12 protein-coding genes are annotated in these 13,742 nt (G+C 71.1%); 4 read left to right on the forward strand and 8 right to left on the reverse strand.

The genetic code is table 11. The annotated features are described in order from the left end of the window. Positions 1-34 precede the first annotated feature (34 nt). The 7 genes from ABZT18_RS28880 to ABZT18_RS28910 all read right to left on the reverse strand — a co-directional run bounded on the left by ABZT18_RS28880 (position 35) and on the right by ABZT18_RS28910 (position 6,884). Complete coding sequence (locus ABZT18_RS28880) at positions 35-778, reverse strand: SDR family oxidoreductase (RefSeq protein WP_354991939.1); 744 nt, start codon at positions 776-778, stop codon at positions 35-37. Between the two features lie 178 nt (positions 779-956). Continuing rightward, positions 957-2,243 (reverse strand): ABC transporter substrate-binding protein, encoded by a 1,287-nt coding sequence (locus ABZT18_RS28885; RefSeq protein ID WP_354991940.1) that lies wholly within the window; start codon positions 2,241-2,243, stop codon positions 957-959. Positions 2,244-2,328: 85 nt separating this feature from the next. Beyond that, positions 2,329-3,441, reverse strand: coding sequence for a branched-chain amino acid ABC transporter permease (locus ABZT18_RS28890; RefSeq protein ID WP_355252938.1), 1,113 nt, complete (start codon positions 3,439-3,441; stop codon positions 2,329-2,331). Continuing rightward, complete coding sequence (locus ABZT18_RS28895; RefSeq protein WP_354991942.1) at positions 3,438-4,316, reverse strand: branched-chain amino acid ABC transporter permease; 879 nt, start codon at positions 4,314-4,316, stop codon at positions 3,438-3,440. The genes ABZT18_RS28890 and ABZT18_RS28895 overlap by 4 nt, the downstream gene beginning before the upstream one ends. A 29-nt stretch (positions 4,317-4,345) precedes the next feature. After that, positions 4,346-5,068 carry an ABC transporter ATP-binding protein gene (locus tag ABZT18_RS28900; protein WP_354991943.1) on the reverse strand — a complete coding sequence of 241 codons (723 nt, stop codon included), beginning with the start codon at positions 5,066-5,068 and terminating at the stop codon, positions 4,346-4,348. Then, positions 5,065-5,847, reverse strand: coding sequence for an ATP-binding cassette domain-containing protein (locus tag ABZT18_RS28905; protein ID WP_354991944.1), 783 nt, complete (start codon positions 5,845-5,847; stop codon positions 5,065-5,067). Before ABZT18_RS28905 ends, ABZT18_RS28900 begins: the two co-directional genes overlap by 4 nt. 137 nt (positions 5,848-5,984) lie before the next feature. Further along, positions 5,985-6,884, reverse strand: coding sequence for an alpha/beta hydrolase (locus ABZT18_RS28910; protein ID WP_354991945.1), 900 nt, complete (start codon positions 6,882-6,884; stop codon positions 5,985-5,987). Positions 6,885-7,068: 184 nt separating this feature from the next. Here ABZT18_RS28910 and ABZT18_RS28915 point away from each other — a divergent pair, with 184 nt between their 5' ends. Next, entirely contained in the window at positions 7,069-9,330 is a 2,262-nt protein-coding gene (locus ABZT18_RS28915; RefSeq protein ID WP_354991946.1) for a catalase, read from the forward strand. A 68-nt stretch (positions 9,331-9,398) separates the two neighbouring features. On the opposite strand, the gene ABZT18_RS28920 is transcribed toward ABZT18_RS28915, so the two are convergent. Further along, positions 9,399-10,274 (reverse strand): LLM class F420-dependent oxidoreductase, encoded by an 876-nt coding sequence (locus ABZT18_RS28920; RefSeq protein ID WP_354991947.1) that lies wholly within the window; start codon positions 10,272-10,274, stop codon positions 9,399-9,401. Positions 10,275-10,547: 273 nt separating this feature from the next. On the opposite strand from ABZT18_RS28920, the gene ABZT18_RS28925 reads away from it, so the two are divergent. From ABZT18_RS28925 to ABZT18_RS28935, 3 genes are read left to right on the forward strand one after another with little or no spacing between them, the layout of a single operon-like run. After that, positions 10,548-11,573 (forward strand): acyltransferase, encoded by a 1,026-nt coding sequence (locus tag ABZT18_RS28925; protein WP_354991948.1) that lies wholly within the window; start codon positions 10,548-10,550, stop codon positions 11,571-11,573. After that, positions 11,570-12,712: an alanine racemase gene (gene alr / locus ABZT18_RS28930; protein ID WP_354991949.1), complete on the forward strand. Its 1,143-nt coding sequence runs from the start codon at positions 11,570-11,572 to the stop codon at positions 12,710-12,712. Before ABZT18_RS28925 ends, alr begins: the two co-directional genes overlap by 4 nt. Continuing rightward, the gene (locus tag ABZT18_RS28935) at positions 12,709-13,731 is read left to right on the forward strand and encodes a D-alanine--D-alanine ligase family protein (protein WP_354991950.1); all 1,023 of its coding nucleotides are present in this window, start codon (positions 12,709-12,711) and stop codon (positions 13,729-13,731) included. Before alr ends, ABZT18_RS28935 begins: the two co-directional genes overlap by 4 nt. Positions 13,732-13,742 lie beyond the last annotated feature (11 nt).

The following is a 13,742-nucleotide window of genomic DNA, read 5'->3' on the forward strand; positions in this document are numbered from 1 at the left end:
GTGATCAGCGGACCCGGACCGACCGCCGACGCCGTCATCCGGCCCGGCCGGTCAGCGAGACGCCGCCGTCGCAGACGATGGTCTGCCCGGTCATCCAGGTGGCGTCGTCGGAGGCCAGGAAGGCGACCACGCCCGCCACGTCCGGCGGCAGACCGAGACGCCCGAGCGGATACCGCGCGGCGACCTCATCCTCCCGCCCCTCGTAGAGGGCGGCGGCGAAGCGGGTCTTCACCACGCCGGGGGCGACGGCGTTGACCCGGATCGTCGGCCCCAGCTCCACCGCGAGGCTGGCGGTGAGGTGGTTGAGCGCGGCCTTGCTCACCCCGTAGAAGGCGATGCCGGGCGACGGGCCGAGCCCGGCGATCGACGAGACGTTGACGACGCAGCCGCCCCGCTCGGTCATGCCGGCGGCGCAGACCTCCTGCACCCAGCCGAGTGTGGCGACCAGGTTGACGTCGAGGATCTTGCGGGCCGCGGCCAGGTCCAGCTCGACCAGCGGTCCGTGTACCGGGTTGATGCCGGTGTTGTTGACCAGGAGGTCCACCGGCCCGAACGCGGCGCTGACCTGTCGCACCGCAACGGCTCGATGCTCCGGGTCGTCGACCCGGCCCGGCACGGCGACGGCGCACGCCGGCCCGCCCAGGGCGGCGACCGCCTCGGCCAGCGACTCGGGACGCCGGCCGGTCAGACCCACCCGAGCGCCCTCAGCGACGAGGCGTTGGGCGATGGCCAGGCCGATCCCCCGACTGGCGCCGGTGACGATGGCGACACGATCCACGAGCCGTCCCGAATATGCATCCACAGTGCAGATAGTAGGAGCAGTGATCGGTGTCGGTCAACGTCTCCGATGAACGCTTCGACCCCTGACCGCGCGGCGCCCTACGAGCGGGCGCAGCCGTCCGACCGGGCGTGGTCAGACGCGACCACGCCCGGTCGGACGTCGGGTGTACGGGTTCTCAGGAGACGGTCGGCACCCCGTTCGCCGGCGGCGCGACCGGGGCGGCGGTGTACTCGGTGACCGGCCCGTCGGCCTCGTCGGTCTCGTACGTCGGCCCGAAGTAGGTCTGCACTCCCCCGCTCACCCGGCTCAGGCGCTGCCCGCCGTACCCGGAGTGGTCAGTGGCCGAGAAGCGCAGTGGTGCCAGCCCGGGGCCCTGGAAGCCGCCCTTCTGCACGGCCTGGAGCACCTTCTCCCGCGTGACGTCCTTGCCGGCGGCGAGCAGCACCTGCACGAACAGGTAGCCGACCGACATGCCGTAGACGGTGTTGCCGTCGAACGGCGCGTCCCCGTTGTGCGACTTGTTGATCTTCGTGAAGAGCTGGATCCACGGGTTGGCGGTGTCGTTCTGCATCGGCAGGTAGTTGGTGCCGACCACGCCCTCCAGCAGCGGAGCGGCGGCTCCGAGCTGCTTGGCCAGGGTCGGCTGATCGGCGCCGACGTTGGACACCAGCCACTGCGGCTTGAAGCCCAGCCGCGCGGCGGTGCCGATGGAGAGCGCGGTGAAGCCGGGCACGGTGGCCAGCACGACGACCTTGCATCCGGCCGCCTTGAACGCGCCGATCTGCGGCGCCACGTTGGTGTTGCTGGTGACGTACGTCTGCTTCACCGCCACGCCCCCGGCGCCGAGCACCTTCTCCACGCCGGCCAGGCTGTCGCGGCCGAAGTCGTCGTCCTGGCCGAGGAAGCAGACCTTCTGACCGGCCAGGTTGGTCTTGGCGTAGGTGGCGAGGATCTTGCCCTCCACCGTGTAGTCCGGGTTGAACCCGAACGTGCCCGGATACTTGTCCGGCTGGTCCCAGCTGCGGCTGCCGGAGGCGACGAAGAGGTCTGGCACCCGGTTGCTCTTGAGGAAGTCGAGCACACCGGTGTGCGTCGGCGTCCCGAGGCCGTTGAGGATGGCGAAGACCTTGTCCTGCAGGACGAGCTGACGGACCACCTGCTGGGTGTTCGCCGGGTTGTAGCCGTCGTCCATGATCTTGTAAGTGATCTTCCGACCATGCACACCGCCGTTGGCGTTGACGTAGTCGAAGTACGCCTTCGTCGCCGGAGCGATCTTGGAGTAGCCGGCCGAGGCCGGCCCGGTGAGCGGCATGTGTGTGCCGACGACGATCTCGGTGGCGGTGACGCCCGGCACCGATGCTCCACCGGTGCCGGAGCCGTCGTCACCGCTGCAACCAGCGGCGGCGACCAACAGGGCGATGGTGCTGGCGATCGCGAGACCACGTTGTGTCATACGGTGCATGGGTGACACCGACCTTTCTCGGTCCGGTTTCTTGGGGGAACGGTGTGGTGGTGGAGCGCCCGGCCGAGGCCGGGCCGAGGACAGCTCAGGAACGCCGCGCCGGCCACCGGGCCAGCAGGGCCCGACCGAGGCGCGACAGCAGACCCTGCACGCCGCCGGGCGCGGCGATCATCACGACGATCAGCGTGGCTCCGAAGATCGCCAGCGGGAGGTTGCCTTCCAGCCGCTGTGCCACCGCGGGCGAGAGGGTGAGCAGCTCGGTCGCGGAATGGGTGAGGTCGGGCAGGGCGACCAGCAGGACGGCCCCCCACAGCGCCCCGGTGAGACGACCGAGGCCGCCGATCACCACGGCCATCAGCAGGAAGAGCGACAGGGTCAGCGAGAACGCCCCGGGCGAGACGCTCTGCGCGAGGACCGCCAGCAACGCGCCGCCGAGCCCGGCGGTGGCGGCACTGACCACGAATGCGAGGACCTGGGTGCGGGCGATGTGGATGCCGGCGAGGCGGGCGGCTACCTCGTCGTCACGGACCGCCCGGAACGTGCGCCCGTAACGGCTGCGGATCAGGTTGGCCAACAGCAGCAGGGCGAGCAGGGTCGCCGCGCCGGTCAGCCAGAGCTGCCACCGCTCGTAGGGGAAGTACGGGCCGAGCGCTATCGGCGGTGGCTCCACCGGCACCGACAGCCCCTGCTCGCCGTTGAAGACGCCGTCGAAGGTGACGGCCAGCGCCGGCACGACGACGGCCACCGCGAGGGTGACCCCGGCCAGGTAGGGGCCGCGGAGCCGGGCCGCGGCCACACCGACCACCGCGCCGACCGCGACCGTGCTAAGGATCGCGGCGCCCAGCGAGAGCGGCAACAGCCAGCCGCCGGTCATCCCCCGGTCGGCGAACGCGTTCTGGCACAGAGCCACGGTGTACGCCCCGGTGGCCATCAACGCGCCGTGCCCGAGCGACAGTTGACCGTTGAGCCCGGTGAGGACCGTCAGCCCAGCGGTCGCGCAGAGATAGGCGGCCACGGTGGCGAGCTGGAAGTTGCGGAACGGCTCAACGGCGTAGCTGACCGCCACCAGCAGCAGGCCGACGGCGAGCACCACCGCGAGGTGGCGCAGCAGGGTGGAGCCGCGTCGACGGTCGAACGGTCGGTCAGCGGCGTCGGCCTGCCGGCTCTTCGGCGGCAGGGCCGCCCTCGTGGCGCTCACACCCGCCTCGCCGCGACCGGGGCGAACAGCCCACCGGGCCGGACCAGCAGCACCGCCAGCAGCAGGACCAGCACCGCGAGCGGCGTGAGGTCACTGCCGGCATATCCGCTCACGTAGGAGAGCAGCAAACCCACCACCAGGCCGCCGACCACCGCCCCCGGTGGACTGTCCAACCCGCCGACCACCGCCGCGGTGAACGCCGAGACGAACACCAGGTCCATCGCGTGCGGGTGCAGGCCCAGCTCGGTCGGAATGACCAGCATGGCGGCCAACGCACCCACACCGGAGGCCAGCGCCCAACCGAGAGTCAACATGCCTCCGACGTTGACCCCGAGCAGCCGCGAGACCTCGGGGGCGAAGGCCGCCGCGCGCATCCGCAGCCCGACCGCGGTACGAGCGAACAGCCAGGCCAGACCACTGACCACCACCCCGATCGTGGCGAAGACGAACAGGTCGTACGGCGACAGCACGGCGACCCCGCCCACGGTGAGGGCGGACCGACTGAACGGCGCCTCGGCGGGGCGGAACTCGTTGCCGTACACCATGCCCAGCACGGCCTGGATCAACAGCACCAACCCGAGCGCGACGATCACGGGGTTGAGCGGTGAGGCGTGGTCGACGTGCCGCATCACGACACGGTCCACCAGCGCACCGAGCAGCAGGCCGGCGACGATCGCGACCACGAAGCCCAGCCAGTACGAGCCGGTCGCGGCAGACACGGTGAACGCGACGTACGCGGCGGCGACGGCCATCGCCCCCTGGGCGAAGTTGACGACCCGCGCCGCCCGCCAGATGAGCACCAGGGCCAGCGCGAACGCGGCGTACACCGCGCCCCGGGACAGGCCGTCGATGGTGAGGAAGACGAAGCGGTCCAACAGTCCTCCCTCCGGGGGACGAGGTGTGGTCAGAAACCGAGGTACGCGTGGCGCAGGTCGTCGTCGTCACGCAGCTTCGTCGCCGGGGCGGCGATCACCACCCGGCCGAGGGACATCACGACGCCCTGGTCGGCGACGGCGAGTGCGCTGCGGACGTTCTGCTCGACCAGCAACACGGTCAGGCCGGTACGGTCGCGCAGTTGGCGAATGAGGGCCATGGTCCGGGCGACGACCCGCGGCGCCAGGCCGAGCGACGGCTCGTCGAGCAGCAGCAGGCGAGGTCGGCCGACCAGGGCCCGGCCGAGCGCGAGCATCTGCCGCTCACCGCCGGAGAGCTGGTGCCCGAGGTGCCGGCGACGCCGGGCGAGCGGCTCGAAGAGCTGGTAGACCTCGTCGAGGGCACGACCGGCGTCGGCCCGGTCGCGCCGCCACAACCCGCCGAGCCGCAGGTTCTCGTCGACCGTCAGCTCGCTGATCACGCCCCGCCCCTCCGGCACGTGCGCCATGCCGCGCCGGACGAGCTTCTCCACGGGCGTACCGCGGAGGTCCTCCCCGCCGAGGAGCACCTGGCCCGCCGTCGGGCGGATCATGCCGGAGAGCGCACGCAGCAGGGTGGTCTTGCCGGCGCCGTTGGCACCGACGACCGCGGCGATCGTGCCCGCCGGGACGGTGAGGTCGATGGCCTGCAGCACGGGCGCGGCGCCGTAACCAGCCACCAACCCGCGCACGACGAGCAGGTCCGCCCCGCTCACGCGGCCTCCTCGACCGCGGTGCCGAGGTAGGCGTCGGTGACCGCCGGGTTGTCGCGGATCTCGTCCGGCGTGCCGGCGGCGATGACCCGGCCGAAGTCGAGCACCACGAGCTCGTCGCAGACGGCCATCACCAGGTCCATGTGGTGCTCGACCAGGAGCACCGCACAGGGGTCGGCGTCCCGCCGGGGCAGTTGCCGGACCAGCTCGGCCAGCTCGGCGATGTCGTCGCCGCCGAGGCCACCGGCGGGTTCGTCGAGCAGGAGCAGCCGGGGTCGGGCGGCGAGCGCGCGGGCCAGGGCGACCCGTTGGCGTACGGCGAACGGCAGCGTGGTCGGCGCGGCCTCGGCGTGCCCGGCGATCCCCAGATCGTCCAGGATGTCCAGGGCGTGCCGGCGAAGCCGGCGCTCGTCGCGGTCGCTGGCTGGCAGCCCGAGCAGCGCCGGGAGGAAGCCCGCACGGGCGGAGTGCGAGGCGCCGGTCATCACGTTCTCCAGCACGGTCAGCCCGGCGAAGAGCCCGGTGCCCTGCAGGGTTCGGGCGATGCCGAGCCGGGTCAGCCGGTGCGGCCGTGGTCGCAGCGGTTGGCCGTCGAGGGTGAGCGAACCCGTTTCCGGCGCGACGAAGCCGCAGATCACGTTGAACAGTGTGGTCTTGCCGGCGCCGTTGGGCCCGATCACGCCCACCACCCGGTTGGGTGGCACCTGCAGTGAGACGTCGTCGAGGGCGGTGAGGCCGCCGAAACGGACGCCGATGTGGTGCAGTTCGAGGCCGCGCTCCATCACCCATCCCTCTGTCGTGGCGGGTGTTATTTACACTCGCAGTGTACGTTTCTCGGGTACCGCGTCAAGACCTTCAATGCCTCGTCTCCCGCAGGCGGACGGGGCGGCCGCCACTGGCGACCGCCCCGGGACCACGGTCAGGCGCTGGGGCAGGTGTTGCGGTACTCCTGGATCTGCGAGCCGCTCGGGCCCGGGCAGAGGAACTGCTCGTAGCGGGTGTCGTCGTCGACGAACCGCTTCAGCCAGGCGACCATCTGCCGCGCGGTCGGCGTGTTCGTCGTCTGCGGGAAGAAGTGGCTAGCACCGTTCAGCTCCAGGTACGCCTTCTCGGCGGAGGCCGGGATGCTGTTGTAGAACGGCACCGAGTGCGACGAGACCGGCGCGACGGTGTCGCTCTCGCCACCGATGATCAGTGTGGGCACCCGCAGCTCGGACCAGCTCTTGTCCGTGTTCCAGGGCGCGAGCGGCACCGCGGCCTGCAACGACGGCCGCGACGAGGCCGCCTCCAGGCTGCCCCCGCCACCCATGGAGTGGCCCGCCACCGCGAGGCGGCTGCTGTCGATCCGGGTGCGCACCGAGCTGCGCTGGGTGAGGTAGTCCAGCGCGGCGAGCAACTGCCGGCCCCGACTGTCCGGCTGGTCCAGCCGACTGTTGGTCTCGATGCCGATCACCACGAACCCATGCGAGGCGAGCCTCGGCCCGAGCCAGCTGATGCTGGACCAGGCGGCGGTGTAGCCGGGCGAGATGGCGATGGCGCCGAAGGTGCCCTCGCTGGTGCTGGTCGGGTAGTAGATGACGCCGCCGCCGAAGCCGGTGACGCTGAGCGACGACACGTTCTGTGAGGACGTGGCGAACGGACCGCGACTGGCCTCCAGGATCGCGGTGGTCGGGGCGGGGCCGCGCTCGTACGGACCCGCGGCCTGTGCGGCGCCGGTCGAGCCGGTCAGGACGCCGCCGGCGACCAGGGTGGCAGCCAGCGCGAACCGGGCTGCTCGGGCAGCGATGGAACGGGGACGGGTGGTGGTTGGTGACGACACGTCGGGCACTCCCTAAAGTCGAGGGATATCGACGTGCGTCAGTTTTAGCCTCTCCGCCGATCCACGCATCGGTGAAATCACCAGTCCCGGCGACGGATGCCGGGATCGGTTGGGTTTCGACCCCCTGACCAGGGGTAGCAGGGCAAGCGCCCGCCCGCACACGCACCATGGAGAGGTTCGTCCAGTGGATTCAAGCAAGCCCGCCGAGGCGGTCAAGAACGCCGTGAAGACAGCCTCAGGAAAGATCGCCGATGCCCTGACCCCGGAGGTCCCCGGCGCACCGGGAAGCGCGCCACCGACCGTCGAGGAACCGACGACGCCGCACGACCCGCTGCCGCCGAAGCCGGAACAGGGGGCACCGCAGACCCGTACGCCGACCGGCGCGGAAACCGGCGCGCCGACGATCGCGAACGGTCAGCAGGGCGCCTACCTCACGACCGCGCAGGGGGCGCGGCTGCGCGACACCGACCACTCGCTCAAGGCCGGTCCGCGAGGCCCGGTGCTGCTCCAGGACCACCATCTGCGCGAGAAGATCACGCATTTCGATCACGAACGCATTCCGGAGCGCGTCGTGCACGCCCGTGGCGCCGGTGCGCACGGTGTGTTCACCGCGTACGGCACCGCTGAGGCGGTCACGAGGGCCGGCTTCCTCAAGAAGGGTCGGGAGACCGAGGTCTTCGTGCGGTTCTCCACCGTGCTCGGTTCGCGCGGTTCGGCCGACACGGTTCGCGACACCCGCGGCTTCGCGACGAAGTTCTACACCGACGAGGGCACCTTCGACCTGGTCGGCAACAACATGCCGGTCTTCTTCATCCAGGACGCGATCAAGTTCCCCGACATCATCCACGCCGCCAAGCCGCACCCGGACCGCGAGATCCCGCAGGCGCAGAGCGCTCACGACACCTTCTGGGACTTCGTCTCGCTGCACACCGAGGCGCAGCACCACGCCCTCTGGAACATGTCCGACCGGGGCATTCCGCGGTCGTACCGGACCATGGAGGGCTTCGGCGTCCACACCTTCCGCCTCGTCAACGAGGCCGGGGAGACGGCGCTGGCCAAGTTCCACTGGAAGCCGAAGCTGGGCGTGCACTCCCTCACCTGGGAGGAAGCCCAGATGCTGAGCGGCATGGACCCGGACTTCCACCGCCGGGACCTCTACGACGCCATTGAGGCCGGCGCGTACCCCGAGTGGGAGCTCGGCATCCAGGTCTTCCCCGACACCCCCGAGGAGACCTTCGCCGAGATCGACCTGCTGGACCCGACGAAGATCGTGCCCGAGGAGCTGGCACCGGTGCAGGCCATCGGGAAGCTGATCCTCAACCGGACGCCGACGAACTTCTTCGCCGAGACCGAGCAGGTCGCCTTCCACCTCGGTCACCTCCCGCCGGGCATCGACGTCACGAACGACCCGCTGTTGCAGGGCCGGCTCTTCTCGTACGTCGACACGCAGCTCACCCGGTTGGGCGGGCCCAACTTCTCGCAGATCCCGATCAACCGCCCGCACGCCGCGGTGAACGACATGCTGCGCGACGGCTTCCACCAGCACGCCGTACACGCGGGCGTCGCGCCGTACCGACCGAACTCGCTCGACGGCGGCAACCCCTTCCCCGCCGGTGACAAGGAGCACGCGTTCCTCGACGTGCCGGTGACGGTGGCACAGGCGCCCAAGGTGCGCGCGAACCCGGTCTCGTTCGACGACCACTACAGCCAGGTACGCCTGTTCTGGCTGAGCATGTCGCCGGTCGAGAAGGAGCACATCATCCGGGCGTACACCTTCGAGCTCGGCAAGTGCTACCACCAGGCGATCAAGGAGCGCCAGCTGCAGTGCCTCGCCAACATCGACCCGGTGCTGTGCGCGGAGGTCGCCACCGGTCTGGGCCTGCCCGCCCCGCAGCCCACCGTGCCGTTCACCGAGGTAACGCCAAGCCCGGCGTTGTCGCAGGTCGGCCGGGAGTGGCCGAGCGACGGTCGCACGATCGGGATCGTCGTCGACCCCGACGGTGACCTGGACGGCGTCGACGAGGTCCGCCGGGCCGTGTTCGAGGCCGGCATGGTGCCGCTGCTGATCGCCCCGCACGGCGGCATGGTGGCGGACCTGCCGGTGCAGCGCACCTTCGCCACCGGCCGGTCGGTCGAGTTCGACGCGGTGCTGCTGGCCGGAGCGCCGGCACCCGCGCCGGATGCCATGCCCGCCCGCGACGACAAGGCGGGTAGGCCGGGCCCGGCAGCCGTGGATCCCCGCGTGCTGCTCCTCGTCGAGGAGTGCTGGCGCCACGCCAAGGCCGTCGGCGCCTGGGGTGCCGGCGTCACCGTGCTGGAGCAGGCCGGGGTGGCCGGTACTCCCGGCATCGTGACGGCGGGCTCCGGTGCCGAGGCTCTGACGGCGGTGCAGCAGCTGATGGCCGCGCACCGGGTGTGGGAACGGTTCCCGGCCTCGGTGGCCTGACACCGCCGATCATTGCCGAGGGCTGCTCTCCGCTTCGCCGGGAGGGCAGCCCTCGGCACTTGTCATGCTCAGCCGATATCGGCCAGCCGGGGCAGCACCTCGTCGCCGAGCCGCTGGGCGAACTCCACCGGATGCCGATCCGGCATGACCTGCACCTCGGTCACACCGAGCGCGGCGTAGTCGGCCACCTCGGCGAGGAACCCGTCGCGATCCTCCAGGGGCCCTCGGGCGGCCACCACCGTCTTCTCGATGGTGTCGTAGTCGCGGCCCTCGGCGTCGCAGTGCCCGCGCAACACGTCCAGCTTGCGCGCCACCTCCTTCGCGCCATCGGCGGTGCCGAAGAGGTTGCAGGCGTCGGCGTACCGGGCGACCAGCAGCAGGGTCTTCTTCTCGCCGCCGCCGCCGATCATGATGGGCGGGCGTGGACGGCTCAACGCCTGCGGCGAGTTGATTGTCTCGGTGAGCTGGTAGTGCCGCCCCTCGAACGGCCCGTTGTCGTCGCCCCACATCTGCAGGCAGATGCGCAGCGTCTCCTCCAGCCGCTCGAACCGCTCGGCCACCGGCACCACCGGCACACCGAGGCCACGCTGCTCCCGCTCGTACCAGGAAGCGCCGATGCCGAGGCGGGCCCGGCCCCCGGAGAGCACGTCGAGGGTCGTCACGGTCTTGGCGAGCAACCCCGGGTAGCGGTACATCACGCCGGTGACCAGCACGCCCAACGTCATCCGCTGAGTCTTCGCCGCGACGTAGCCCAGCGTGGTGTACGCCTCCAGCATGGGCTCCTCGGCCGGGGCCATCGCATCCATCTGGAAGAAATGGTCCATCACCGTGAAGGAAGCGACGCCGGCCTGCTCGGCAGTGGTGGCCGCCTCCGCCAGGGTCGGTGCGATTGCGGCCGGGTCGGCCGGGGTCGAGTAGTTCCAGTAGTGCAGCCCGAGCTTCATGTTCGGCACCTCCACAACCAGCCTAGTGTTCCTCGGTGTCAACGGCGTGCCCGCTCAGTGCTGCCTGCGAGTCGGGCCCGGCGGCATCCATTACCGGTTCATGACAATTCGTGGATCACGCGCGGATATCCGGCTGGCAGCTTCTGGTGAGTGATCCAACAGCTGTCTCCCATCGAGTCGCGGCCCCTCGACAACGAGGCCGGTACGACGCGCATCCGGTTTCGGCACAGGTATCGAACCGGGACCGCCCCGGCCTCGGCGCGGTCACACCGGGTGGAGTGGGCCGACGCCGCGAAAGGTGTCTGCATCGTCCTCGTCGTCCTGTGGCACGTCATCGTGAAGGACTACCAGCAGATCGACTGGCACCTGGGCGTACCGGTGTCCGGCCTGTGGGGAACGCTCGGTGAGCAGTTCCTCCCACTGCGAATGCCGCTGTTCTTCACCATCTCGGGCGTCTTCGCGGCGAACGCCGCCCAGCGGCCCTGGCGGGTCGTCGCCCGCAGCCGGATCGCCAGGTTCCTCTACCTGTACGTCGTCTGGCTGCTGATCCACACCGCGATCCTCGCCGCCGCTCCGGAGTTGCCGACCGACCGCGCCACCTCGGCCCTCGGCCTCCTGGAGCAGCTCACCATCACGCCGTCCAACCTCTGGTACCTGTACGCCCTGGCGCTGTACTTCACGATCGCCAAGGCGACCCGTCGGGTGCCCCGGGCGCTGGTCCTCGTACCCGCCGCGGTGCTGTCCGCCGTCGCCGCCGCCGGCCTGCTCGACACTCCGGGCAACCGCGCTGGCCTCTACCAGAACCTCGTCTTCTTCCTCGCCGGCCTGTACCTGCGGCCCCAGATCCAACAATGGGCGGCCACCGCCAGCCGGCGCCGCCTCGTGCTGGTCTCGGGCGCCTACGTCCTCGCCCTCGCCGCGATGGCGGTGGCCGGCGCACAGCAGTTGTTCGGCGTATGGATGGTGGTCTCGGTCGTGGCGGTCGCCTTCGGCATCACCGCTGCCGCCCGGCTGGCCCGGTGGCCGGCCGTCAGCGATCCGCTGTCCAGGCTCGGCCGCGTCACGCTGCCGATCTACGTCATCCACATGCCGGTCCTGGCCCTGCTGCACCGGCTGTTGCTCGTACCGGTTTCCGGGCTGGACCAGCCCGCTCAGGGCCTGATCGTCCTCGGTTACCCGATTGTGGTGACCGGGCTGGTGACCGCCCTGAGCCTGGCCATCCACCGCGCGCTGTTGGCGGTGCGCGCACGGTGGCTGTTCGCACTCCCCGGCTCCCGCCGGGTGGAGGCGGCCAGATGAGCACCCTGGCCGAGGCGATGGTCGACCTCGCGGCGATCGCCGGCAACGTGCGGACGATCGCGGCGGTCACCGGCACCGATCTGATGGCCGTGGTGAAGGCGGACGGGTTCGGCCACGGCGCGGTGCGGGTCGCCCGCGCCGCGCTGCGCGCAGGCGCCGCCTGGCTGGGGGTGACCTCGGCGGCCGAGGCGCTGGCCCTCCGCGACGCGGGCGTGACCGCGCCCACGTTGAGCTGGCTGCACGGCCCGAATGACGACTTCGGTACGTTGATCATCGCCGGCGTCGACGTCGGCGTGTCGACGACGACGCACCTGCACGCCGTCGCCGACGCGGCCCACCTGCTCGGCGTACCGGCGATGGTGCAGCTCAAGGCGGACACCGGGTTGTCGCGCAACGGGGCCACCGGGGACGACTGGCCCGAGTTGGTCGGTTGGGCCCGCAAGTACGAACGGGAGGGCGGGATCCGGGTGCGCGGCGTGTGGTCCCACCTCATCGACGCGGACCTGCCGGGCGCCCCCGAACTGGACCGGCAGGTGGCGATCTTCGAGGAGTCGCTGCGGGTCGCCCGGTTGGCCGGCCTCGACCCCGACCTGGTCCACCTCGCCAACTCGGCGGGCGCGCTGTCCGCACCTCGGACCCGCTTCGACCTCTGCCGGATCGGGATCGCGCTGTACGGCGTGGATCCGTTCGGCGCGACCGGCCCGGGCGAGTTCGGGCTGCACGCCGCGATGACCCTGCGCACGAGCGTGGTCAACGTGAAGCGGGTACCGGCCGGCACGGGCGTCTCCTACGGGCGCGAGCACGTGACCGGTGCGCCGACCACGCTGGCGCTGCTGCCGCTCGGCTACGCCGACGGGCTGCCCCGGGCCGCCGCAGGCCGCGCCGCGGTGTGGCTCGGCGGCCGACGGTGCCCGATCGTCGGGCGTATCGCCATGGACCAGTGCGTGGTCGACGCCGGGGACCTTCCCGTGATGATCGGCGACCCGGTGGTGGTGTTCGGCCGCACCGAGGGCGACGAGACCCCACCGACGGTCGTCGAGTGGGCCCGCTGGGCCGACACCAACCCGCACGAGATCTTGACCGGCATCGGGGCCCGGGTGGCCCGCGTCCACCTCCACGAAAGGGCACACATTTCATGACTACCCGAATGGCAGTGCTGTACGGCGGGCAGAGCGGCGAGCACGACGTCTCCTGCCGCTCGGCGGCGAGCATCCTCGCCAACCTGGACCGTGAGCGGTACCAGGTCACCGAGGTGCTCATCGATCGCGACGGCGGGTGGCACGTCGACGGTCGGTCGACGCCACTCCCCCAGGCACTGCGCGTACTGCGCGCCCAGGATGTCGTGTTCCCGGCCCTGCACGGCCCGTACGGCGAGGACGGCACCGTGGCGTCGCTGCTGGAGTGGCTCGGGGTGCCGTACGTCGGCAACGGTGTCTTCGCCAGCGCGGCCGGCATGGACAAGGGCGTCACCAAGCGGCTCCTGGCCGCGGAGGGCCTGCGGGTCAGCCCGGGGGTGACTCTGCGTCCGGAAGAGGACCTGTCAGCCGCCGACCGGCGACGGCTGGCCCTGCCGGTCTTCGTCAAGCCGGCTCGGGCCGGCTCCAGCCTGGGCGTCGTCAAGGTGAACGACTGGGCGGAGCTTCCCGTCGCGCTGGAGCAGGCCCGCGCGGTCGACCCGAAGGTGCTGGTCGAGCAGGGGGCGCGGGGACGCGAGATCGACGTGGCCGTCCTCCAGCACCCGGACGGCCGGGTGCAGGCCGGCCCGCCGCTGGAGATCCGGGTGACCGGTGTGGGTTTCTTCGACTACGACGCGAAGTACGACGGTGGGGCGGTCTTCCAGATCCCCGCCCCGCTCGACCCGGCTACCACCGAGGTGCTTCAGGACCGCGCGATCCGCGCCTTCCACGCCCTCGACTGCCGCGGGCTGCTCCGGGTCGACTTCTTCCTGCCCGCCGAGGGGTCGCCCGAGCCCATCGTGAACGAGGTCAACACGTTCCCCGGTTTCACCGCCGCGTCGCAGTTCCCCCAGATCTGGCAGAAGGCCGGCCTCGGGTTCGCCACCCTGATCGACATCCTGATCTCCGGCGCGCTGGCCGACCAGGACCGGATCCGCCACAGCGGGCTGCCCCGGCAGGCACGAGTGGTCGACCTGGTCTGACGGTCGGCCCC

This window comes from Micromonospora sp. NPDC005291 (assembly GCF_040607415.1).
GTDB lineage: Bacteria > Actinomycetota > Actinomycetes > Mycobacteriales > Micromonosporaceae > Micromonospora.

Bases quoted from the DNA above. Each gene is read 5' to 3' on its own strand.
- ABZT18_RS28885 (WP_354991940.1), bottom strand. From the start codon at position 2,243: ATGCACCGTATGACACAACGTGGTCTCGCGATCGCCAGCACCATCGCC.
- ABZT18_RS28905 (WP_354991944.1), bottom strand. From the start codon at position 5,847: ATGGAGCGCGGCCTCGAACTGCACCACATCGGCGTCCGTTTCGGCGGC.
- ABZT18_RS28920 (WP_354991947.1), bottom strand. From the start codon at position 10,274: ATGAAGCTCGGGCTGCACTACTGGAACTACTCGACCCCGGCCGACCCG.
- alr (WP_354991949.1), top strand. From the start codon at position 11,570: ATGAGCACCCTGGCCGAGGCGATGGTCGACCTCGCGGCGATCGCCGGC.
- ABZT18_RS28935 (WP_354991950.1), top strand. From the start codon at position 12,709: ATGACTACCCGAATGGCAGTGCTGTACGGCGGGCAGAGCGGCGAGCAC.